The organism is Leeuwenhoekiella palythoae, assembly GCF_900130045.1.
Lineage (GTDB): Bacteria > Bacteroidota > Bacteroidia > Flavobacteriales > Flavobacteriaceae > Leeuwenhoekiella > Leeuwenhoekiella palythoae.
On the sequence record NZ_FQXT01000004.1, the window covers coordinates 274534 to 296423 of the forward strand.

Below are 21890 nucleotides of genomic sequence, written 5' to 3' on the forward strand. Positions count from 1 at the left end.
TAAAAAGATTTGTTGAAAGGAATAGTTTATAAATCAACCGGAAGCTGGTACAGTGTAAAAGATGATTCAGGCAATTTTTACGATTGCCGCATCAAAGGTCGTTTTAGGATTCAGGGTATCAAAAGCACCAATCCTGTTGCGGTAGGTGACCGTGTTGTTTTTGAACTTGAAGAAACCGGCGATGCGGTCACCGGGGTGATCAAGGCGATTGAGGATCGTGATAATTACATCATTAGAAAATCGGTTAACCTTTCAAAACAAACGCATATTATTGCGGCTAATATAGATCGCTGTTTTTTAATTATTACACTAAACAATCCGCCTACTTTTACAGCTTTTATTGATCGCTTTTTGGTGACCTGTGAAGCTTATGGCATTGAAGCGGTTTTGCTCTTTAATAAAGTAGATACGCTTTCGGCAGAAGAATTTGGCGAAGTAAAATACCTTGCAGAAATGTACCGAGAAATCGGTTATACCTGCATTGGAATTTCGGCAAAAACGGGTAAAAATGTAGATCAGGTTAAAGCCTTGATGACCGGAACTACGAGTATGTTCTCGGGACATAGTGGTGTGGGAAAATCTACCTTAGTCAATGCTATTGAACCGGCGCTTGATTTAAAAACTAAGGCTATTAGTGATCAACATATGCAAGGCCAGCATACGACTACTTTTGCTGAAATGTTCGACTTAAGTTTTGATGCTAGAATTATAGATACACCGGGTATTAAGGGCTTTGGAGTGGTTGACATTGAAAAGGAAGAATTAGGAGATTATTTTCCGGAATTCTTTGCGCTAAAAGAGCATTGTAAGTTTAATAATTGCTTGCATCTAGAAGAGCCTAAATGTGCTGTGAAAGAAGCCCTAGAGCGGGATGAGCTGCACTGGTCACGATATGAAAGTTATAAGCAGATCATTGAAGGTGATGAGGAGAATTACCGCCGTAATATTTATGATCAAAACCCCTAAAAACAATTAAATGCGAGTAGTTGTACAACGCGTGAGCGAAGCTTCGGTCACTATCGAAAATGTCATTAAAAGCAAAATAGGAATTGGTTTTGTAGTGCTTTTAGGGATCACTTCAGAGGATACCGAAGAGGATATAGAATGGTTGACTTCAAAGATTTGTGGGTTACGTGTTTTTGGCGATGCCGAAGGTTTAATGAATGAAAGCATTCTTGATAAAAACGGAGAGATTTTGTTGATTAGTCAGTTTACTTTATTTGCTTCTACCAGAAAAGGAAACCGCCCTTCTTTTATTAAAGCCGCGAAGCCTGATCAGGCGATTCCTTTATATGAAAAATTCATTGGGGAACTTTCAAAAAAGTTACAGCGTCAAGTACAAACTGGTGAGTTTGGTGCAGATATGAAAGTAGCTTTGGTTAACGATGGCCCTGTGACCATCAGTATTGATTCCAAGAATAAAGAATAATTTAAGATTATATTAAGATTTTGCTATATTGCCATACAATCTATTGAATGGCAAAAAAACTACTTCTATTACTATTTGTTACATCTTCTGTAGCTTTTAGTCAAGACTTAAAACTTTCTGCGCTTACTGTAAACCCCGAACTTTCTGAGGGTGCAGATAGTGTGTTTCGCAACGAAGAAATTACGTTAGATCTTTCTCGGGAAGGTAAATTAAAGACGCTTATTTCTCGAGTAGTAACCGTTTATAACAAAGCCGGTTTAGGTGATGTTGCGGCATATGTGGGTTACGACAACAACACCAAGGTGAACAGCATCGAGGCGTATATTTACGATCTTTCAGGTAAAGAACGCGAGCATTTTAAAGAACGCGATTTTAAAGATGTAAGCGCTGTTGATGGTGGTACGCTGTATGCTGATAGCAGAGTACTTTACTTAGATTATACGCCAACAACTTATCCGTTTACGGTACATTTTATATCAGAAACCACTTCAGAAACTACCGCCTTCTTAAGACCTTGGATGCCCTTATCGCGCTATAAAAGCGGCACCGAATTTTCAAAATTTACAGTGATTTATCCACCAGAGCAAACGCTTCACGTCAAAGAAACACACCTTGATGGATATGCTATTGAAAAGGAGGAATTAGCAGACAGAACGGTCTGGACGGCCAAGGATCTTGCACCGGTTACTTGGGAGTATAGTGCCCCTGATCTTGATCAACGAGTGCCTCGAGTGAAATGTTTTTTTGATACGTTTTATTTATCAGGCGTTCCGGGTATAGCTAAAACCTGGAAAGACTTTGGCCGTTGGATGTACACTGATTTAGTGAAAGACACACAAGATCTGGATCAAGCCACAATCACCGAAGCAAAAGCCTTAGTTGCCGGTTTAGAAACTGACGAGGAAAAAGCCCGCGCTATTTATCAATATGTGCAGGATAAGGTACGCTATATCAGCGTACAGGTAGAGATTGGCGGCTGGAAACCTATGAACGCATCAGATGTGCATCGTTTGGGATACGGTGATTGTAAAGCCTTGAGCAATTACACGCAGAGTTTGTTAAAAGCTGTGGGGATTAAATCGTATTACACGGTGTTGTATGGGAAATCTGATAAGGAATCTCTAGATACAGATGTGGTCGCTATGCAAGGAAATCACGCGATTTTAGGTGTGCAATTGGGAGACGAAATCCAATTTTTAGAGTGTACCAGTCAGGAAACACCTTTTGGGTACATGGGTTCGTTTACTGATGATCGCGAGGTTTTACTCTTAACTGAGGACGGCGGTAAACTTGCAAGAACCACAAAATATGAGCAAGATGAAAACCGGGTAGCGCTTGAAGCCGCTTTTAAATTTGATGCTTCAGGTGGTCTTGAAGGCACGATCACACGAGCATCTTCGGGGATTTTTTACGCTAATCGTATGTCGTTAGCACGCTTAGATCAGAAAGATTTGTCTGATTATTATTATAAAGCCTTTGATGCTATAAACGGACTTTCAGTTAGTAATATTCAGCTGAATAATGATCGAATGAATGTGGTTTATACGGAGTCGCTTGATGCACGTGCCACAAATTACGGTAGTAAAGTAGGGGCTAATTTTCTCTTGCGTCTTAATGCTTTTGCTTTAGGAAGAGATGCTATTCCACCTAAATATGCTCATCGAAAATCTGAGCTAATCATCCTGCGCGGCACAACTCAAGAAGATAAAATTGCGATAACGCTTCCCGAAGGTTATGAGGTAGGAGCTCTGCCAGAAGATGTGGTTATTGAAGAACAATTTGGTAGTTATCACGCTACTTTTCGCAGAGAGGGAACACAACTTTACTACACCCGTACCCTTAAATTCAATGAAGGAAATTACCCGGTAGCTCAGTATGAAAACTATCGGGATTTTTATAAAACTGTCGTACGCAACGACAGTCAGAAAGTATTAATACAAAAGATATAATATGCGTAAAATTACTTGGTTTGCTTTTTTACTAGTGACTTCATGTGGGGTTGCACAGGATTTTAGATTCGGTAAAGTAACTGTTGAAGAGCTGCAGGAAGAGGTACACTCAAAAGATGCTGATGCAGATGCTGCAATTTTATATAGAGAGCAGTTTTCTCATATAGATTATTTTGAAAATGATGGGCTGATGTTGACAACGGAAGTTTATGAGCGCATTAAAATTTACAATACAGATGGCTTTGACTGGGGAACCCAACAAATTCCTTTATATACCGGCGGTTCAAAAAACGAGAGTGTAGGTAAAATAAAAGGGGTTACCTATACACTCAATGGAGATAAAATTGAAGAAAGTAAATTGCGCAACGATGGTATTTTTGATGAGGAGAAAAATAAATTCTACGATGTAAAAAAGTTCACCATGCCCAACTTACAGCCTGGTTGTGTGATAGAATTTCAATATGAAGTGGTGTCGCCCTATTTGTCGACAATAGATGAGATCAGATTGCAGGAAGAAATACCTGTAAATAAAGCAGATGTTAGCTTTTATACGCCAGAATGGTTGGTTTATCAATTGCACCGAAAAGGTATTTTCCCTTTAGATATTGAGCAGACAAGTAAAGCTGCGACGATCAATTATCGTGTGCGTCAAGGTGTTTCTAATGGAGGGTCAGTAGGATTTGCGCAAAGAAGTAGTGTGGGTAGCGGGGTTCAAATGCGTAAAATAGATTATCAAAAGAAAGGCTATAAGGTTTTGGCTCAAGATATTCCGGCAATGCGCGAGGAGGCTTATTCATCAAATATTGATAATTACAGAGCCGCTTTAAGTTTTGAACTTTCATTCACTCAATATCCTGGCGAGCCTCTGGAAACCATTACAAGTAGTTGGGAGGCAGTTTCTAAAACTATCTATGATTCAGAAAACTTTGGAGGTCAGCTCAAGTCGGTACGTTTTTTTGATGATGATATAGACGAACTGCTTGCAGGAGCAAATGATCCTGTTGAAAAGCTTGCGCGCATTTATGAATTTGTGAAGCAAAAGATGGTTTGGAACAAATACATAGGTATTTATGCAGATGAAGGGGTAAAAGAAGCTTACAAATCAGGAGTTGGAAACAGTGCAGATATCAACTTGATGCTGGTAAGTATGCTTCGGTATGCAGGCTTAGATGCAAACCCGGTGATACTAAGCACGCGTGATAACGGAATCCCAGTCTTTCCTACGCGTAATGGCTTTAACGACGTAATTGCCGGAGCCAAAATAGGAGAGCATACCTTTTTGATGGATGCTACAAACAAAATGGGAATGCCAGACCTGCTAGATGAAGAGTTACTTAACTGGAATGGTCGAGTTATTAGAGAGGATGGATCTTCAGAATGGGTGAATTTATATCCTAGCAAGCACGCTACTGAAAGCACCATTATAAGCTCAGAAATCACCGAAGATTTGGTTGCTGTAGGAACATTGCAAAGTAGATATACAGGGAATTATGGTTTAACATATAGAAAAAATTTAGGTTCTAGAACAGAAGAAGAGCAATTGAAAGCTTTTGAGCAAATGCATTCTGGAGTTGACATCGCTGACTTAGAATTGAAAAACGCTTTAGAAGTATCAAATCCGTTAGAGGTGGCTTATAATTTTGAGATGCTTAACGGAGTAGAAGAAGTAGGGGGTAAGTTGTATGTCTCGCCGTTGCTACATGTAACCACTACTGAAAATCCGTTTAAATCTGAGGTGCGTGCACATCCGGTAGATTTTAAATTCCCTTGGAAAGACCGCTATATTATAAGTATTAAAATACCTGAAGGATATACAGTTGAAAGCCTTCCGGAAAGTGCCTTGTATCATATGACTGATAAGATGGCTTCTTATGTTTACAGAGTTTCAGCGTCAGAGGATAAAATCAATATCTCTACAGAGATGGCGTTCAATTCTTCGATTATTGCTCCTGATTACTATCAAGATCTTAAAAAGTTTTACGAGACTATCGTAACAAAACAAAATGAGAAGATCGTTCTTACTAAAATTTAAATTAAGAGAAAATGCGTTATAAACTTTTGATGATTACTATGGTAGTTTTGATGGGTGCGGTTCACTGCGCTCAGGCCCAAAAAATAAAACTAGACAAAGTGACTAAAGACGAGTTGGAGCTAAAGGTGTATGCTGAAGATTCGACCGCTGCGGCTATCTACCTTGACAAGGTAAGAGAGACCTACTTTGATTACAAAACCTCAAGCGGATTTTTGATCATCAACGAATTTAAAGAGCGTATAAAAATCTTATCAAAAGAGGGGCTAGACTACGCAACAAAAAAGATTTTGAACTATAAAAATGATAGTGATAAAGAGCTCGTAGATGACATAGAGGGAGTGACGTATAATCTTGTTGATGGTAAAATTGAAGAAATCGAACTCAAAAAAGATGGAATTTTTGAAAATGAGCGCTCTGAGCATTGGGACGAAACCTCCATTACGATGCCGGCAGTACAGGTTGGGAGTATCGTAGAATGGAGTTACACCACCATATCGCCGTTTTACAAAATCGATGATTTGATCTTGCAAGAAGACCTTCCTATTGTCGAATACTATGCAAAGATCAGAACTCCGGGAATGTTTACTTTCCGCAGATTAAAAAAAGGATATTTTGACATTACTCCTAAAGAGTCTATCGTTGATGGTGGGGTGAATTTTGAGAATGCTTATGGTCAATCTAATTATGCTAGTTATAAGGAGTTGGTTGCAGAATATACGCAAAACGACGTTCCGGCATTAAAGGAAGAAGTGTTTTTGATAAATCCTGATAATTACCGAAGAAGCATCGTATATGAGTTGATCTCTACTGAATTTACTGAAGGAAATAAAAAAGAATATGCAACGACTTGGGAAGAAGTTGCTAAGACAATTTTTAAGCAAAGAGAATTCGGCGGACAGATGAGTCCGTCTCTATCCTTAAAAAAAGTTGCTGCTCGTATGGTAGCTGATCATAAAACCCAAGCCGAGAAAATTGAAGCTGCTTTGGCCTATGTCAAGTCTAAAATAAAGTGGAATGGCAACTACGGGAAATATACAGACGACGGCATCGATGATGCATTAAAGCGTGGCTCGGGTGATGTGGCTGAAATAAACCTTTTGCTTACGGTGTTGCTGAGAGAGTGTGGCGTACAGGCAAATCCTGTGTTGATAGGTACCAAGCAACACGGTATTCCGTCTTTTCCAACGCTAGAAGGTTATAACTATGTGGTTGTTGGTGTGAGAGATGGTCTTAAAACCATTCTTCTTGATGCTACTGATAAGTTTAGCGCGCCTAATATTTTGCCTACACGCGTTTATAATTGGTATGGTAGAATGGTAAATAAAGAAGGTGTTTCTCAGGAGATCGATTTGTATGAGACCATTAGTCCGCAGAAAGATCGTTACGTGATGGCAGACTTAAATGAAGATGGAAGCATCAATGGTGTGCTCAAGCAGCGCTATAAAAGTCTTGAAGCTTTTGAGCTTAGGCATAAGGTTGATGAAGAAAGCTTAGAAACATATACTCAAGAACGAGCAGTTGATCTGGGAGTTGATGAAGTTACTAATCTCAAATTAGAAGGTATTGAAGAATTAAGCGCACCAATAACAGAATCCTTAGAATTCAAAATTAATCAAGGAGTAGATCAGATTCCCGGGCAAATTTATCTCAACCCACTACTGTTTTTTACAATGGGCGATAATCCTTTTAAGTCTGATGTGCGTATTTCGCCAGTTGAATTTAATTATCCATTTTTTCATAACACCAATGTCACTCTAAAGCTGCCGGAGGGTTACGAAGTACAACAATTGCCAGAGCCTATAAAGATCGCGCTACCCGGCGAATTGGGTAGCTTTGTTTATTCAATTACGCATATGGGGCAAACCTTGCAGGTGATGACTAAGTTTAATCTAACCGGAACCTTTGTTCCTTATGATTATTATCAAAGCCTTAAAGAGTTTTTTAATCGCAGGGTGGCAAAAGAGACCGAGAAGGTGATTCTTCAGAAAAGTATTTAATAAGCCGTGTGAGTTTGCACTCATTTTTTTGCTTTACCTTAATTTAGCATCTTCATAAAGATTATATACCTATGAAAATTGATGATGCTCAAAAAGCAGTTGATGAATGGATCAATAATCACGGCGTTCGCTACTTCAACGAATTGACCAATATGGCCCAACTTACCGAAGAAGTAGGTGAGGTTGCACGTATTATCGCGCGCCGCTACGGGGAGCAAAGTGAGAAGGAAAGCGACAAAAATAAAGATCTGGGAGAAGAACTTGCCGATGTTCTTTTTGTGGTGTTGTGTTTAGCCAATCAAACCGGAATTGACCTTCAAGATGCTTTTGATAAAAAGCTTGACCTTAAAACCAAAAGGGATCACGACAGGCATCATAATAATAAAAAGTTGCAGTAATCCACAACAAACAATCAACCAAAAACCACGCATTTTGAAACTGAAACTCCACCAAAAAGAACCGCATTTAGACGGAGACATAGCAATTACAGGATCTAAAAGTGAGAGCAACAGATTGCTTTTACTTCAGGCTTTATTCGGGAATTTTAAGATCAAGAATCTGTCTAATAGCCACGACAGTCAGGTGATGCAAAAAGCATTAGCGTCAAAAGAAAAGGAGGTTGATATACATCACGCGGGTACTGCTATGCGTTTCTTAACGGCGTATTTTGCAGCTTTTGAAGGTAGAGAAACCATTCTTACAGGAAGTTCGCGTATGCAGGAGCGCCCTATTGGCTTGCTGGTTGATGCCCTGAGAGAATTAGGAGCAGACATTACTTATCAAAATAATGAGGGCTACGCACCGCTTTTGATCAAAGGGAAAAAGCTTACTAAGAGTACGGTTTCACTTGCTGCAAATGTGAGCAGTCAGTACATTTCTGCGTTGATGATGGTGGGCGCTTCGTTACCAGGCGGAATTGAAATTAATCTCATAGGTCAGATCACTTCAGTGCCTTATATAGAAATGACTCGCTCGCTCCTTACGCAGTTAGGAATCGAAAGTAGTTTTGAAGGACAGCAAATAAAAATTAAACCAGCCGGTGCGATCAACGTTTCAGAAATGGTCGTAGAATCAGACTGGAGTAGCGCTTCGTACTATTACAGTTTAGCAGCACTTTGTGATACAGCAAAGCTGAAAATTTCTAGTTATAAAAAAGACAGTTTGCAGGGCGACTCTGTGTTGGCAGAATTATATCAAAAATTGGGAGTCAAGACTACTTTTGAAGGGCATGCGGTACTTCTGGAAAAAGTAGATCAGCCAAAACCGAAACGTGTAGAGTTTGACTTGGCTAACAGCCCTGATATTGCTCAAACCATCGCAGTGACTTGTTACGGGTTGGGCATAGCGTGTGACCTTTATGGCTTGCATACCCTAAAGATCAAAGAAACGGATAGGCTTGAGGCGCTAAAAGCCGAATTGACAAAATTAGGAGCGCATATTTCGGTGACTGACAAATCCTTGCATTTAGAAGGTTCGACCAATTTTCAGTCAGATGTAACGATCAAAACCTATCAGGATCACCGGATGGCCATGGCGTTTGCACCTTTCGGTTTGCGAGCTTCCATTCTTTTTGAAGATGCCGAAGTAGTTAATAAATCCTACCCTGATTTTTGGGAAGATCTACACACTTTGGGCTTTAAAATTAATGAAGTGTAGCACTTATTTTTCTGCTGAAAATACTGCGATTGCTTGGTTTTTAAATTAATCGCTTATTTACTTGACAACCCCTACCTTGAGGTTGTATATTTGCACGCTATTTTAAATACCTAAAAAACAGAGGTCCCATGGGAATGAAACTTTCACATTTTAACTTTGATTTGCCCAAAGAACTACTCGCTGAATATCCTGCGGAAAACAGAGATGAGGCGCGTTTGATGGTTCTTAATCGCAAAACACAAACTATAGAGCACAAGTTATTTAAAGACTTGATCGACTATTTTGAGCCTAACGATGTGATGGTATTGAACAATACCAAAGTGTTTCCTGCACGACTTTACGGAAATAAAGAAAAAACCGGAGCGCGTATCGAGGTGTTTTTACTTCGTGAATTGAATTCAGAAACGCGTCTTTGGGATGTGCTTGTAGATCCTGCACGTAAAATACGTATTGGTAACAAATTGTACTTTGGAGATGACGAAAGTCTAGTTGCTGAAGTTATTGATAACACTACCTCAAGAGGAAGAACTTTACGTTTTTTATATGACGGTTCGTATCAGGAATTCAGAAATAAATTGACTGAACTTGGTGAAACGCCACTTCCTAAATACATCAAGCGTGATGTGGAGCCGGAAGACGCAGAGCGTTACCAAACGATTTTTGCTAAAAATGAAGGTGCAGTTGCTGCTCCTACTGCGGGTCTACACTTTAGTAAACACTTATTAAAGCGTTTAGAAATTAAAGGATTAAACTTTGCAGAAGTAACGCTTCACGTAGGTCTAGGGACGTTTAGCCCGGTTGAGGTAGAAGACCTTTCTAAGCATAAAATGGATAGTGAGGAAGCGTACATTGATAGTTCTGCAACTACTACTATAAACAAAGCAATTGGTGAAAATCGTAAAGTTTGCGCTGTAGGAACTACCGTAATGCGTGCTTTAGAAAGTTCAGTGAGCTCTAATAAAACGCTTAACGAATTTAGCGGTTGGACAAATAAATTTATTTTCCCTCCGTATGATTTCAGTATTGCAAACTGTATGATCACAAACTTCCATACACCAAAATCAACTTTGATGATGATGGTTTCTGCATTTGCAGGACACGACTTTATGAAAGAGGCTTATGAGCAAGCAGTAAAAGAAAAATATAAGTTTTATAGCTATGGTGATGCGATGTTAATCATCTAATCACTTATTTATTCAGCATAAAAAATCCCCGTGCAAACGGGGATTTTTTTATAATCAAAATTCCGGTTTAAGAGAGCGACTTAATTGATAACTTTGCAACGTGAAAAATACACAGAAAGACATACGAGCACTATCGCGAGAAGAACTGCGTGATTTCTTTGTTTCGCAGGGCGAAAAGGCCTTCCGTGGAAATCAGGTGTATGAATGGCTTTGGGTAAAAGGCGCGCATTCTTTTGATGATATGACCAATATTTCAAAAGAAACTCGTGCGTTTCTAGACGAGCATTTTGTGATCAATCATATCAAAGTTGATCAAATGCAGCGCAGTTCAGACGGTACGATCAAAAATGCTGTAAAACTTCACGACAACCTTACGGTAGAATCGGTTTTGATCCCTACGGCGTCGCGTACTACAGCTTGCGTTTCTTCACAAGTAGGTTGTAGTTTAAATTGTAAGTTTTGTGCTACCGCCCGCTTAAAGCGTATGCGCAATCTTAACCCTGATGAAATTTTTGATCAAGTGGTGGCGATCGATCAGCAAAGTAGGTTGTACCACAACAGACCGTTGTCTAACATTGTTTTTATGGGAATGGGCGAGCCGCTTATGAACTATAAAAACGTGGTAAAGTCTATCGAAAAAATCACAGATCCTGAAGGTTTAGGAATGTCTCCCAAGCGTATTACGGTATCAACTTCCGGTGTGCCAAAGATCATCAAGAAGATGGCTGATGATGAGGTGAAATTCAATCTTGCGGTTTCGCTGCACTCGGCTTTAGATGATGTGCGTACCGATATTATGCCGTTTAATGAGCAAATGCCGCTTCAGGAATTGAAAGAAGCTTTGCAATACTGGTATGTGAAAACCAAAAAACGCATCACCTATGAATATGTAGTGTGGCGCGGTATTAACGACCAGGATAAAGATATTGAAGCATTAATTGATTTCTGTCTGGCGGTTCCTAGTAAAGTGAACTTGATTGAATACAATCCTATAGATGACGGCCAATTTCAACAGGCAGACCCATTAGCAATTGATCGCTATGTGGCAAAACTTGAAGATCGCGGAATCACCGTAACCGTACGTCGCTCCCGCGGGAAAGATATTGATGCGGCCTGCGGACAATTGGCTAATAAAAATGGATAGTATTAAAAATAGTATTTTTGCTACAACCTAATAATTTCTAAAAGCGAACTAACTGCACTAAAATTAAAACTTGAAAGTAGTCGAACAAATTAAGCAGCCTATTGCTCACGAAATGGAACTTTTTGAGCAGAAGTTCTCGCTTTCGATGAAATCAAAAGTTCCGCTTCTCAATCGCATCACGCATTATATCGTAAACCGCAAAGGGAAGCAAATGCGCCCGATGTTTGTGTTTCTTGTGGCTAAAATGTTGGGGGACGAGCGCCTCAACGATCGTACCTATCGCGGTGCTTCGGTTATAGAATTAATACATACCGCAACATTAGTGCACGACGACGTGGTTGATGACAGCTATCGCCGTCGCGGTTTCTTCAGTTTAAATGCGCTATGGAAAAATAAAATTGCCGTTCTTGTTGGTGATTTTTTACTCTCCAAAGGACTTTTGCTTTCTATAGATAACGAAGATTTTGATTTGCTGCAGATCATTTCGGTAGCTGTTAGAGAGATGAGTGAGGGCGAACTACTTCAAATCGAAAAAGCCCGAGATCTCGATATTACCGAAGAAGTCTACTTTGAGATCATTCGGCAAAAAACGGCAACGCTTATCGCTGCCTGTTGCGCAATGGGTGCTTGCGCTATTCACGCGAGCAAAAAGGATGTGGAGGCGATGCGTAAGTTTGGCGAACTCATAGGTCTTGCTTTTCAGATTAAGGATGACCTTTTTGATTACGGTTCGCAAAAAATAGGAAAGCCCACTGGCATTGATATCAAAGAGCAAAAGATGACGCTTCCCCTAATTTATGCAGTGAATAACAGCGATAAAAAGCAAAGCAAGTGGCTCATCAATTCGGTTAAAAATCACAATAAGGATAAAAAGCGGGTGAATGAGGTGATTACTTACGTGAAAGAATCCGGCGGATTGGATTACGCCGTGGCAAAAATGAAAGCATTACAGCAAGAGGCTTTAAAAATTCTAGATAAATATCCTGAGTCTAAGTACAAAGAGGCTCTTGTGCTGATGGTAAATTACGTGATTGAACGAAAAAAATAATTTTTTAAATTACTGATATTTAGTTATTTGAAAATTTATTTCAAATTATTTTATCTTCCGGGCAACCATTTTAAACTTTTCTGCGTCTTTATTAATGAAGACAGTTTTAAACAGGATTTGTGAAAGTCATTACATTCTTTAATAGCGAGAAACAACTCATAAAGAAAGCCGCGCAGGGCAATCGCGAAGCGCAACGCAAGCTTTATGATACGCACGCACCTAAAATGCTGGGCGTTTGTCGTCGCTACTTAAATGACGTGATGCAAGCCGAAGAAGCGATGTGTAACGGATTTTTAAAGGTGTTTAAAAACCTGGATCGCTTTAGAGATGAAGGTAGTTTTGAAGGTTGGGTGCGACGCATTATGGTTAATGAATCGATCTCCTATTTGCGTAAAGAACAGAAAATCACCTTTACAGATTATGAGCAGCAGGCTGATGATACAACCTATAATCCTGTGGATAGCGAACTCGACGCCGAAGAAATTCAGTTTTTGATAGATCGCTTGCCAGAAGGCTATCGCGCCGTTTTTGTGATGTATGCGGTAGAAGGATATAAGCATCAGGAGATCGCAAAAATGCTTGATATTTCTGAAAGTACTTCTAAGTCTCAGCTTTTTAAAGCGCGTAAACTGCTTCAACAAAAGTTAAACGAACTCAATACCTATCAGTATGGCACCGATAAAGTTTGAAGATAACATTAGAGAGCGGTTGGAGCACCGGGAGATCAAACCATCGGCTGAAGCTTGGCAAAAGCTAGAGGCTTCCCTTGATCAAGAAGCCAAGCCTGCAAAAAGTAAAAAAAGCTACGGTTGGGTTTTGATCGCAGCAAGTTTTATAGGAATTCTTATTCTTGCAGGACGCTATGTTTTTCAGGATGAGATGGATAAAAACCCTGTAAATCAAGTGGTGGAAACTCCGGCTGAAATGCAAAATGAGCAAAAAAACGAACCTACAGAAACCTTTCAGCAAAAGCAACAAGAGATTGTAGTGCAAGAAGAAACAAGTGTAGCAGTTCACGAAGAGCATCAGATCGCTGAACCGCCTAAGAAACGCAAGGAGAAACCGGTTATTCAAAAGTATGAAGAAGCAGTAGCGGTGACCGATTCTCAGAAAGCTTCAGCAGATGAAAAGCTTGATCAAACGACTCAAAGTAAAATTGATGCTGAAGTAAATGATTTGATCAGTAAAGTACAGGAGCAGCAAAACAGCGGAGTCGCCTATTCTGATGCAGAAATTGACCAACTTTTACGAGATGCACAGCGAGATATCATTTCAGAAAAAATGTTTGACCGTGAGCGTAATACGATTAGTGCAGAAGCTTTGCTTTATGAGGTTGAAGAAGAACTGGATCCTTCTTTTAGAGACCGCATTTTTGAAGCGCTTAAAGATGGCTTTATGAAAGCTCGGGAAGCTATTGTTTCTCGCAATAATTAGTAAACTACCTCGGGGTATGTTAAGCCTCTTTGGTACCAATAAAAATTCATTCATCAATCTAAAGGAAGTTGGTCTTCCCGTCTCGACGGGGCGGGAAGCTGCAACCTTTAATTAAATCAACAATTATGAGATTCTTACTATTACTTTTAATCACCTTGTCAAGTGTCTTGCCGCAAAAAACTTTTGCGCAGGAAACCGAAAAAGAAGAAACGATCGCCACGTTAAACGCGAAAAAAGAAGAAGTGGTGCAAAAAGAAAAAGAAGCGCTTAAAATTGAAGTGCTTGCCATTAACAAACGTTTTGAAAACGGAGAATTAACCGAAGAAGAAGCGACTATTTTAAAAAAAGAAGCTGCAAAAAAGCACGCTAGGAATATCGAAGATAAACTCGCTATTTTAGAAAGTAAAATTGATTTGCTGGAACGCAACGAGACTGATCTGGATGATGATTCTATTTTTGGAATTTTTATAGGGAACGATAAAGTGACCTTAGGTTCTGGCGATAAAGAAGAGGTGGTTTATGACCGTCGCACAACCTCAGATATCGTATTGGGGATTGGGTTTAATAATGCGATCATTGACGGGCAATCGCTTAACGATTCCCCCTATAAAATAGGAGGGAGCCGTTTCTTTGAACTTGGTCTTGCCTGGAAAACCCGTGTTTTTGACAATACCAATTTTCTGAGATTAAAGTATGGATTCAGTTTTCAGTTTAATGGTTTGAAAATAGACGATAATCAATATTTAGTAGAACAAGGTGATCAGACCGTTTTAGAAACGTTTCCGCTAGATCTGGATAAGTCAAAATTCAGAATGGATCATCTGGTATTTCCTGTGCATTTTGAGATTGGTCCTTCCACTAAAAAAGTACACGACGATTACTTTAGATATTCTACGCATAACCAATTTAAGCTTGGTTTGGGAGGCTATGCAGGATTCAATTTGCTCACGATTCAGAAATTAAAATATGAGGAGAACGGAGAGGATCGCAAGGATAAATTCAAGCAGAATTTCAATACAAATAATTTTATCTATGGCGTAAGTGGCTACATCGCGTTTGGAGATACAGCGCTCTATGTAAAATATGATTTGAACACGATCTTTAAAAATAATCCGGTAGAGCAGCGCAATTTTTCAGTAGGTCTGCGTTTTGACATGGATTAGATACAAGCAGCCTTAGTTAAGTAAATAGAATACCTGTGCGATTAAACCCGTACAGGTATTTTTTATTAGTAAATTTGCGACCACCTTTTTTTAATTTTAACCGAAGAAATTTTCATTTTTTTTGATTTCAAAAACCACCATAGATGCCGTATTTGAGACCGCTCGCGTTGAGGAGGTAATCGGTGATTTTGTTCAGCTGAAAAAATCAGGATCGAATTTTAAAGGCTTGAGTCCGTTCTCAGATGAGCGCACTCCGAGTTTTATGGTTTCTCCGGTAAAACAAATCTGGAAGGATTTCTCAAGTGGAAAAGGAGGTAATGCGGTTGCTTTTTTGATGGAGCACGAGCATTTTACGTATCCCGAAGCGATCAAGTATCTCGCAAAAAAGTACAATATTGAGGTTGAAGAAACTGAGCAAACCGATGAGCAAAAGGAGCAGGCTAATGAGCGGGAGAGTATGTATGTGGTTTCAGAGTTTGCACGTGATTATTTTCACAAAACTTTACTGAATTCTGAACAAGGCAAGGCGATAGGTTTGTCGTATTTTAAAGAACGCGGATTTACCGAAGAAACGATCGAGAAGTTTCAATTGGGGTATTCTCCTGATGTTTGGGACGCGTTTACCTCAGAAGCGATTCGCAAAGGCTACAAGCTGGAGTTTTTAGAAAAAACCGGGCTGACCATCGTTAAGGAAGAGAAACAGTTTGACCGTTTTAAAGGTCGGGTAATGTTTCCTATTCATTCATTGAGCGGTCGTGTTTTGGGTTTTGGAGGCCGAATTCTTACTAATGAGAAAAAGGCGGCAAAGTATCTAAATAGTCCGGAGAGCGAGATCTACCACAAATCAAAAGTGCTTTATGGTATTTATTATGCCAAGCAGGCGATCGCTAAAGAAGATAATTGCTATTTGGTTGAAGGGTATACCGATGTGATCCAGCTGCATCAATTGGGGATTGAAAATGTGGTTTCTTCTTCAGGTACTGCTTTGACTCCAGAGCAAATACGCTTGATCAATAGATTGACACCTAATATCACGGTACTTTTTGATGGAGATGCGGCGGGGCAGCGGGCTTCCCTACGCGGAATCGATTTGATTTTGGAGCAAGGAATGAACGTAAAGGTGTGCAGCTTTCCGGAAGGTGAAGACCCCGATAGTTTTTCAAAATCCCATACGCTTACTGAGGTCGAAGATTTTTTAAAGAAAAATGCTAAAGATTTTATTCAGTATAAAGCTTCGTTGCTTGTAAAAGAAGCTCAGGGGGATCCCATCAAAAAAGCGGGTCTCGTACGCGATATGGTAGAAAGTATCGCTAAAATCCCTGATGTGATCAAGCGCGAAATTTATGTGCAAGAGTGCGCACGTATTATGGATATTAAAGAAGATGTGCTTTTTAATACCCTTGCGCAAATTAGAAATAAAGGTAAAAAAGATGCTGTTCAAACCACCGAAAAACGTCCTGCCGAAGGTGAGATGATTCCGCTTAAAAACGAAGAAAAGGTAAAGTTTGAGCGGCAATACGAGTTGGAACAAAACATTATAAAGTTGCTCATTACGTTTGCAAATGAACCGGTGCAGTTTGTAGATCTCGTATATGATGAGGATAAAGACGGAAAACTCATAGAGCGAGAAGAAAAGCGAGAATTGATCATCTACGAAAAGATCTATTTAGACTTGCAGGAAGACGAGGTAGAGTTTGCTAATGATGATTTTAAGGCGATTTATCCATTACTTATAGAGCATTTAACCAGAGAAGAAGGCGATATCAAGTTAGATCAATTGGGCGAAGTGTTGCCGGCTTCTCAAATGGAGAAAATTTCATCTATAGCTTTTGAACCTGAAAAGCATACGCTGCACGCGTGGGATCGCCACGAGATCTATGTAAAAACCTTAAAGGAAAATTCAGGTTTAGAAACGGTACAAACCCTACTCAATCTGCGTCACTTTCTTATTCAGCGTAAAATGGCAGAATTTGGAGAGCAGCTAAAAACTGGAGAACTACCAGAAAATGCGCAGGAATTCCTTGAGGACTACAAAGATTATAAAACGCTAGAAGTACTTATTGCCAAAAAGCGAAATCTGGTGATTATGCCTTTTATGCGTTAGAGGTCTGAAGTTTGTAAGAGTCGTGCCTGCTGAATGAGTTCTGCTAAGCTTCCGGCGTCTAGCTTTTTAAGCAAACGCGTTTTATACGTACTTACCGTTTTTTCGTTAATATCCAGAGATTCAGCGATGTCTTTGTTGCGTTTTCCAGAAGAAAGCATATTTAAAACTTCGGTCTCACGCGTAGAAAGCTTTTTGTAGCGATATGCCAGCGTACTATTGTGAGAAGGATCAGTATTAGAAAGCATTTCCACTAAATTATTGTTGAGGTAAATACCACCACGCGCTACTTGAATTACCGCTTTTAAAACAGTTGCAGTATCAGCAGTTTTGCCAATGTAACCCATTGCGCCGGCTTTAATGGCGCTGAGCGCGTACATACCTTCGGGGTGTGTGCTGTACACCATAATTTTAATTCCGGGGAAAAGCTTACGCAGTTCTTTAATCGCAGTAAGGCCTTGAAGGTTGGGCATGTCAATTTCCATGATTACCAGATCAGGCACCTCTTCTTCTAGTGATGCGATTAGGTCTTTTCCGTCTGAAACCACATCGATGATCTCGTGAATGGTATTCTTAAGAATATGGGTTAATCCATCAACGATTATAGGGTGATGATCTGCAATTGTGATAGTAATCATAGTGAGTTTTATACGCTTTGAGACGAAAATAAAACCAATAATTGTAACTGCAAATGCTTTTCGCTGTAAGAATTAATTTACAGGATGAACTTCAAAATTATTTCAAATCTTCAGGGATCGTACAAACGGGAATGGGCTCCATCTTATGTTTATTGGCATTATTAAAGCCTTTATAAATAGAAAACACCTGCTTTTGTCTACCTTCAAAATCTTCGCTTGATTTACCTTGCTCATCTTGAAGCATCGCCCACTCGAGTTCGTCATAAGTAGCGCCAATTTGATCTTCATCGCTACGGTCGTCTCCCCACAAACCATCGGTAGGTTTAGCGACTTGAATGCTTTCAGGAACTCCAAGTTCTTTGGCTAACGCATAAACTTCACTTTTCATCAAGTCTGCAATCGGACTCAAATCAACACCGCCATCACCATATTTTGTATAAAAACCAACACCAAAATCTTCAACCTTGTTACCTGTTCCGGCAACCAGATAGCCGTGTAAACCTGCAAAATAATATAAGGTACTCATGCGTAAACGAGCACGCGTGTTCGCCAAGCTTAACTCAAGCCCGGGATTCGTATCTGTTTCGGCAGCTGGTAATGCAGTTTTAAAAGTTTCAAAAGTTTCGGTGAGATCTACTCGCACATCAGAAACATTCGCAAAACGTTTTTTAAGTTGAGCAATATGCTCCTGCGCTCGCGTAACATGACTTGGAGGTTGGTGAATGGGCATTTCTACACAAAGCACACGTAATCCTGTTTTAGCGCAAAGGCTTGAGGTAGTAGCGCTATCAATTCCGCCACTAATACCTACAACAAAACCTTGAATATTTGCGTTGGTTGCATAGGTTTTTAGCCAGTTAACAATATGATCTATTACTTTTTCGGTTTGCATAAGAAACAGGATTTATGGTTTGTAAATGCTACCTTTGCGCAGCAATTTATAATGGTGAATTTACTAAAAAATGAAATGTTTCAGCAGGTGCGCATCGCGTTAAGTATGGGTTTTAGGTTTTTTTTAGGGCTTACCGTGTTTTTGATGGTGGGTTGTAAGAATGATGTAAAAATCCCTGAAGAAATTTCACAGATTCCTATCGCTTTAGAAGTAGATCGATTTGATCAGAAGTTTGCCAAAGTTGATGCTTCAGAACTCCCAGAATTGATCGCTGCATATCCTTATCTTTTTCCCGAGCAGTATGATGAGCAGTTTTGGCGCGATAAAATACAGGACACCATTCAGCTTGAATTGAATAGCGAAGTAGCTCAATCTTTTCCTGATTTTAATGAGGAAACTCAAGAGCTTGACAATTTATTTAAGCATATAAAATATTATTATCCAAAAACGCCATTGCCTAAAGTGGTTACCATTACTTCTGATGTCGCATACCGAACCCCGGTGATTTTGACTGATAGTCTGTTGATCATAGGATTGGATAATTACTTAGGAGAAGATCATCATTTTTACAAGGGTATTCAGCGTTTTTACACGCAGAATTTCCGCAAGGAACAGATAGATGTGGATGTCGCTGATGCTTTTGTAAGAACCTTAGTGCGCAAGCAGGGAAGCCGTCGTTTTTTAGATGAAATGATTTATCACGGCAAACGACTGTATATGATGGAGCAGCTTTTGACCTTAGAAGCCAAGAACGAGATCATAGGCTATACGCCTGAGCAGCTGGATTGGGCAGAAGCTAATGAAGTAGATATCTGGACGTATTTTGTTGAAAATGAATTGTTATTTGATACAGATAGTAAGCTATTAAGCCGTTTTATCAACCCTGCGCCATTTTCAAAATTCTATTTAGAATTTGATAACGAAAGTCCGCCAAGGTTGGGTCGCTATATCGGTTGGCAAATGGTAAAAGCGTATATGCAGCGCAATACCATACCTTTGCAAATGCTGCCCGGTAAAAGCAGTGACGAGATTTTTAAACAAGCAAATTATAAACCCCGCAAATAATAACAGTTGATGAAAACTGAAATCAAACTAAGTGTAGAATTAGATGAGAACAGAGTGCCGGAGAAAATCTCTTGGAATGCACCCGACGGTGGTGTCTCGCACGAGCCGGCAAAAGCTTTGATGCTTTCGCTTTGGGATCACAAAAAGCAGGAAGCTGCGCGTATAGATTTATGGACCAAAGATATGCCGGTTGATGAGATGAAGGTGTTTTTTCATCAGACTTTAGTGAGTATGGCTAATACCTTTAAGCGCGCTACAGACGATGATAAAATGTCTGCTACGATGATGGATTTCTGTGATTATTTTGCCGAAAAGCTAGAATTGAAAAAGTAATTTAATAGTTCCGGAAGGTGATCACACTTCTCTTTGTTTACAATGCACGTTCTGGAACATTAAATGCACTTTTAGATGGTGTTCACAAGATTGTGAGTCCGTCTACGTATTCATGTAAGTTGTGTAGGCTCACGCATGGCGCATTTCAAGAGCGTGAAATGTGGAAGGCATTTAGGCAATCTACAGCTTTAAACATGGAATTTTACCATCGTGATGAGTTTCTTCAAAACTGTACGGCTGAAAGGAATGACCAATGGGAGTTTCCGGTAATTCTGAGTAAAACCGAAACAGGTCTAAACGTTTTTCTGTCTAAAGAAGAATTAGAAACATTAAATACCGAAGCAGCGCTTATTCAAGCGATAAAAGCAAAGCTTAAGACTCTTTAAGCTGTTCGTTTATCGCATTTATATAGTCGAGAATCTCATCTTTTCCCGTACTATTTGTAGCGCTGCTAATAAAATAATTAGGCATTTCGGCCCAAGCGCCTGCGAGTAATTCCTGTTTATAATGTTCAATATTGCGTTCTAAAGCTTTTGGCTTCAGTTTATCTGCCTTTGTGAAGATTATAGAAAATGGAATCTGTTTTTCGCCAAGATATTGCATAAACTCTCGGTCAATAGGCTGTGGTTCATGGCGACAATCTATAAGTACAAACGCTGAAACCAACTGCTCACGCTCTTCAAAATATTGCGTGATGAATTTCTGAAATTCCTTCTTTACTTTTTTTGATACACGAGCATAACCGTAACCCGGTAAATCGACGAGATACCAAGTTTGATTGATCACAAAATGATTGATCAATTGTGTCTTTCCCGGTCTTCCGGAAGTTTTAGCTAGATTTTTACGATCGGTAAGCATATTGATCAAGCTCGACTTACCAACATTTGATCGTCCTATAAATGCATATTCAGGCATCTTATTTTTAGGGCACTTGGCCACATTAGAATTACTTACAAGAAATTCAGCAGATTTTATATGCATAAGAAGAGTGTATTAGAAATTGCGCTCTTTTAACCACCGTGAAAGAATCTCATTAAATTCTTTTGGGTGCTCCATCATTGCGGCGTGACCGCATTTATCAATCCAGTATAAATCAGAATCTGGTAAGAGCTTATCAAAATCTTCGGCAACCTCAGGAGGCGTGACATTGTCGTTACGGCCCCAGATGATACATGTAGATGTATTCATATGTGGGAGATCCTGAGCCATATTATGGCGTATAGCGCTTTTGGCAATCGCAAGTGTTTTTATGAGTTTGTTTCGGTCGTTTACCGTCTCATAAACTTCATCTACAATTTCTTTGGTCGCTACTGCAGGATCATAAAACACATCTTCAGCTTTTTTCTTGATGTATTCATAATCTCCGCGTTTCGGATAACTCTCGCCCATTGCGCTCTCGTAAAGCCCCGAACTTCCGGTGATCACCAAGGCTTTCATCACTTCCGGATAGAGCTTAGTGTGGTATAATGCGATATGACCGCCGAGTGAATTCCCTAAAAGAATAACTTCTTTAAAGCCTTTCATCGCGATAAAGTCGTTGAGGTATTTCGCAAATGTTTTAACCCCTGTTTTGATAAGAGGCATAGAATATAAAGGTAATTCTGGAATTACGACTTTATAGCCGTTTTGCGAAAAGTGATCGGTTACCGCGTCAAAATTGCTCAGGCCACCCATCAGTCCGTGAAGAATTACGATAGGGGTTCCTTCGCCTACTTCTAAGTAAGTAAATTTTCCCTCGGTTTTTAATTGGTGCTTCATAATTAATAGGTCGGCAAGCGGCTTTGCCACAAATATAGACATTTAGCCCAAATTGAAAATCTAAAAA

General features: G+C 39.7%; 21 protein-coding genes. 17 read left to right on the forward strand and 4 right to left on the reverse strand.

The window, feature by feature from the left end:
- Positions 1-12: 12 nt before the first annotated feature.
- From rsgA to dnaG, 14 genes are all read left to right on the forward strand, one after another.
- The gene (rsgA, locus tag BUA96_RS11595; RefSeq protein WP_072983262.1) at positions 13-966 is read left to right on the forward strand and encodes a ribosome small subunit-dependent GTPase A; all 954 of its coding nucleotides are present in this window, start codon (positions 13-15) and stop codon (positions 964-966) included.
- Between the two features lie 10 nt (positions 967-976).
- Positions 977-1429 (forward strand): D-aminoacyl-tRNA deacylase, encoded by a 453-nt coding sequence (gene dtd, locus BUA96_RS11600; protein ID WP_072983264.1) that lies wholly within the window; start codon positions 977-979, stop codon positions 1427-1429.
- Between the two features lie 47 nt (positions 1430-1476).
- Positions 1477-3378, forward strand: a complete 1902-nt coding sequence (locus BUA96_RS11605; protein WP_072983265.1) for a DUF3857 domain-containing protein — start codon at positions 1477-1479, stop codon at positions 3376-3378.
- Position 3379: 1 nt separating this feature from the next.
- Entirely contained in the window at positions 3380-5410 is a 2031-nt protein-coding gene (locus BUA96_RS11610) for a transglutaminase family protein (RefSeq protein WP_072983267.1), read from the forward strand.
- An 11-nt stretch (positions 5411-5421) separates the two neighbouring features.
- A complete protein-coding gene (locus tag BUA96_RS11615; RefSeq protein ID WP_072983269.1) occupies positions 5422-7407 on the forward strand; it encodes a transglutaminase family protein in 1986 nt (661 codons plus the stop codon).
- Between the two features lie 71 nt (positions 7408-7478).
- Positions 7479-7805: a nucleotide pyrophosphohydrolase gene (locus tag BUA96_RS11620; protein WP_072983271.1), complete on the forward strand. Its 327-nt coding sequence runs from the start codon at positions 7479-7481 to the stop codon at positions 7803-7805.
- A gap of 34 nt (positions 7806-7839) precedes the next feature.
- Positions 7840-9063: a 3-phosphoshikimate 1-carboxyvinyltransferase gene (locus tag BUA96_RS11625; RefSeq protein ID WP_072983273.1), complete on the forward strand. Its 1224-nt coding sequence runs from the start codon at positions 7840-7842 to the stop codon at positions 9061-9063.
- 134 nt (positions 9064-9197) lie between these two features.
- Positions 9198-10247: a tRNA preQ1(34) S-adenosylmethionine ribosyltransferase-isomerase QueA gene (gene queA, locus BUA96_RS11630; protein ID WP_072983850.1), complete on the forward strand. Its 1050-nt coding sequence runs from the start codon at positions 9198-9200 to the stop codon at positions 10245-10247.
- A gap of 100 nt (positions 10248-10347) precedes the next feature.
- Positions 10348-11391, forward strand: a complete 1044-nt coding sequence (rlmN, locus tag BUA96_RS11635) for a dual-specificity RNA methyltransferase RlmN (protein WP_072983275.1) — start codon at positions 10348-10350, stop codon at positions 11389-11391.
- A 70-nt stretch (positions 11392-11461) separates the two neighbouring features.
- Positions 11462-12439, forward strand: a complete 978-nt coding sequence (locus tag BUA96_RS11640; protein WP_072983276.1) for a polyprenyl synthetase family protein — start codon at positions 11462-11464, stop codon at positions 12437-12439.
- 119 nt (positions 12440-12558) lie between these two features.
- Positions 12559-13128, forward strand: a complete 570-nt coding sequence (locus BUA96_RS11645) for an RNA polymerase sigma factor (protein ID WP_072983278.1) — start codon at positions 12559-12561, stop codon at positions 13126-13128.
- Entirely contained in the window at positions 13109-13873 is a 765-nt protein-coding gene (locus tag BUA96_RS11650; RefSeq protein WP_072983279.1) for a hypothetical protein, read from the forward strand. Before BUA96_RS11645 ends, BUA96_RS11650 begins: the two co-directional genes overlap by 20 nt.
- Positions 13874-13998: 125 nt before the next feature.
- A complete protein-coding gene (locus tag BUA96_RS11655) occupies positions 13999-15036 on the forward strand; it encodes a hypothetical protein (RefSeq protein WP_072983281.1) in 1038 nt (345 codons plus the stop codon).
- Positions 15037-15157: 121 nt separating this feature from the next.
- Positions 15158-17140 (forward strand): DNA primase, encoded by a 1983-nt coding sequence (gene dnaG, locus BUA96_RS11660; protein ID WP_072983283.1) that lies wholly within the window; start codon positions 15158-15160, stop codon positions 17138-17140.
- Here dnaG and BUA96_RS11665 read toward each other — a convergent pair.
- Together BUA96_RS11665 and nadE are read right to left on the reverse strand one after the other, a co-directional pair.
- A complete protein-coding gene (locus BUA96_RS11665; protein WP_084673139.1) occupies positions 17137-17775 on the reverse strand; it encodes a response regulator in 639 nt (212 codons plus the stop codon). The genes dnaG and BUA96_RS11665 overlap by 4 nt on opposite strands.
- Positions 17776-17872: 97 nt before the next feature.
- A complete protein-coding gene (nadE, locus tag BUA96_RS11670) occupies positions 17873-18667 on the reverse strand; it encodes an NAD(+) synthase (RefSeq protein WP_072983285.1) in 795 nt (264 codons plus the stop codon).
- A gap of 105 nt (positions 18668-18772) precedes the next feature.
- On the opposite strand from nadE, the gene gldB reads away from it, so the two are divergent.
- The 3 genes from gldB to BUA96_RS11685 are packed head-to-tail and all read left to right on the forward strand — an operon-like array spanning position 18773 to position 20451.
- A complete protein-coding gene (gene gldB, locus BUA96_RS11675; RefSeq protein ID WP_072983853.1) occupies positions 18773-19732 on the forward strand; it encodes a gliding motility lipoprotein GldB in 960 nt (319 codons plus the stop codon).
- Positions 19733-19741: 9 nt separating this feature from the next.
- Positions 19742-20065, forward strand: coding sequence for a gliding motility protein GldC (gene gldC / locus BUA96_RS11680; protein WP_072983855.1), 324 nt, complete (start codon positions 19742-19744; stop codon positions 20063-20065).
- Positions 20066-20082: 17 nt separating this feature from the next.
- Entirely contained in the window at positions 20083-20451 is a 369-nt protein-coding gene (locus tag BUA96_RS11685) for a GTPase (protein ID WP_233430642.1), read from the forward strand.
- Here BUA96_RS11685 and yihA read toward each other — a convergent pair.
- Together yihA and BUA96_RS11695 are read right to left on the reverse strand one after the other, a co-directional pair.
- Positions 20438-21046, reverse strand: coding sequence for a ribosome biogenesis GTP-binding protein YihA/YsxC (gene yihA / locus BUA96_RS11690; protein ID WP_072983287.1), 609 nt, complete (start codon positions 21044-21046; stop codon positions 20438-20440). The genes BUA96_RS11685 and yihA overlap by 14 nt on opposite strands.
- Before the next feature lie 12 nt (positions 21047-21058).
- Positions 21059-21823 (reverse strand): alpha/beta fold hydrolase, encoded by a 765-nt coding sequence (locus BUA96_RS11695; protein WP_072983859.1) that lies wholly within the window; start codon positions 21821-21823, stop codon positions 21059-21061.
- Positions 21824-21890 lie beyond the last annotated feature (67 nt).

What these genes read in the sequence shown, in the direction of transcription:
- dtd (WP_072983264.1), top strand. Translation starts at nt 977, where the DNA reads ATGCGAGTAGTTGTACAACGCGTGAGCGAAGCTTCGGTCACTATCGAA.
- BUA96_RS11605 (WP_072983265.1), top strand. Translation starts at nt 1,477, where the DNA reads ATGGCAAAAAAACTACTTCTATTACTATTTGTTACATCTTCTGTAGCT.
- BUA96_RS11610 (WP_072983267.1), top strand. Translation starts at nt 3,380, where the DNA reads ATGCGTAAAATTACTTGGTTTGCTTTTTTACTAGTGACTTCATGTGGG.
- BUA96_RS11615 (WP_072983269.1), top strand. Translation starts at nt 5,422, where the DNA reads ATGCGTTATAAACTTTTGATGATTACTATGGTAGTTTTGATGGGTGCG.
- BUA96_RS11620 (WP_072983271.1), top strand. Translation starts at nt 7,479, where the DNA reads ATGAAAATTGATGATGCTCAAAAAGCAGTTGATGAATGGATCAATAAT.
- queA (WP_072983850.1), top strand. Translation starts at nt 9,198, where the DNA reads ATGAAACTTTCACATTTTAACTTTGATTTGCCCAAAGAACTACTCGCT.
- BUA96_RS11650 (WP_072983279.1), top strand. Translation starts at nt 13,109, where the DNA reads ATGGCACCGATAAAGTTTGAAGATAACATTAGAGAGCGGTTGGAGCAC.
- BUA96_RS11655 (WP_072983281.1), top strand. Translation starts at nt 13,999, where the DNA reads ATGAGATTCTTACTATTACTTTTAATCACCTTGTCAAGTGTCTTGCCG.
- BUA96_RS11665 (WP_084673139.1), bottom strand. Translation starts at nt 17,775, where the DNA reads ATGATTACTATCACAATTGCAGATCATCACCCTATAATCGTTGATGGA.
- nadE (WP_072983285.1), bottom strand. Translation starts at nt 18,667, where the DNA reads ATGCAAACCGAAAAAGTAATAGATCATATTGTTAACTGGCTAAAAACC.
- gldB (WP_072983853.1), top strand. Translation starts at nt 18,773, where the DNA reads ATGGGTTTTAGGTTTTTTTTAGGGCTTACCGTGTTTTTGATGGTGGGT.
- gldC (WP_072983855.1), top strand. Translation starts at nt 19,742, where the DNA reads ATGAAAACTGAAATCAAACTAAGTGTAGAATTAGATGAGAACAGAGTG.
- yihA (WP_072983287.1), bottom strand. Translation starts at nt 21,046, where the DNA reads ATGCATATAAAATCTGCTGAATTTCTTGTAAGTAATTCTAATGTGGCC.
- BUA96_RS11695 (WP_072983859.1), bottom strand. Translation starts at nt 21,823, where the DNA reads ATGAAGCACCAATTAAAAACCGAGGGAAAATTTACTTACTTAGAAGTA.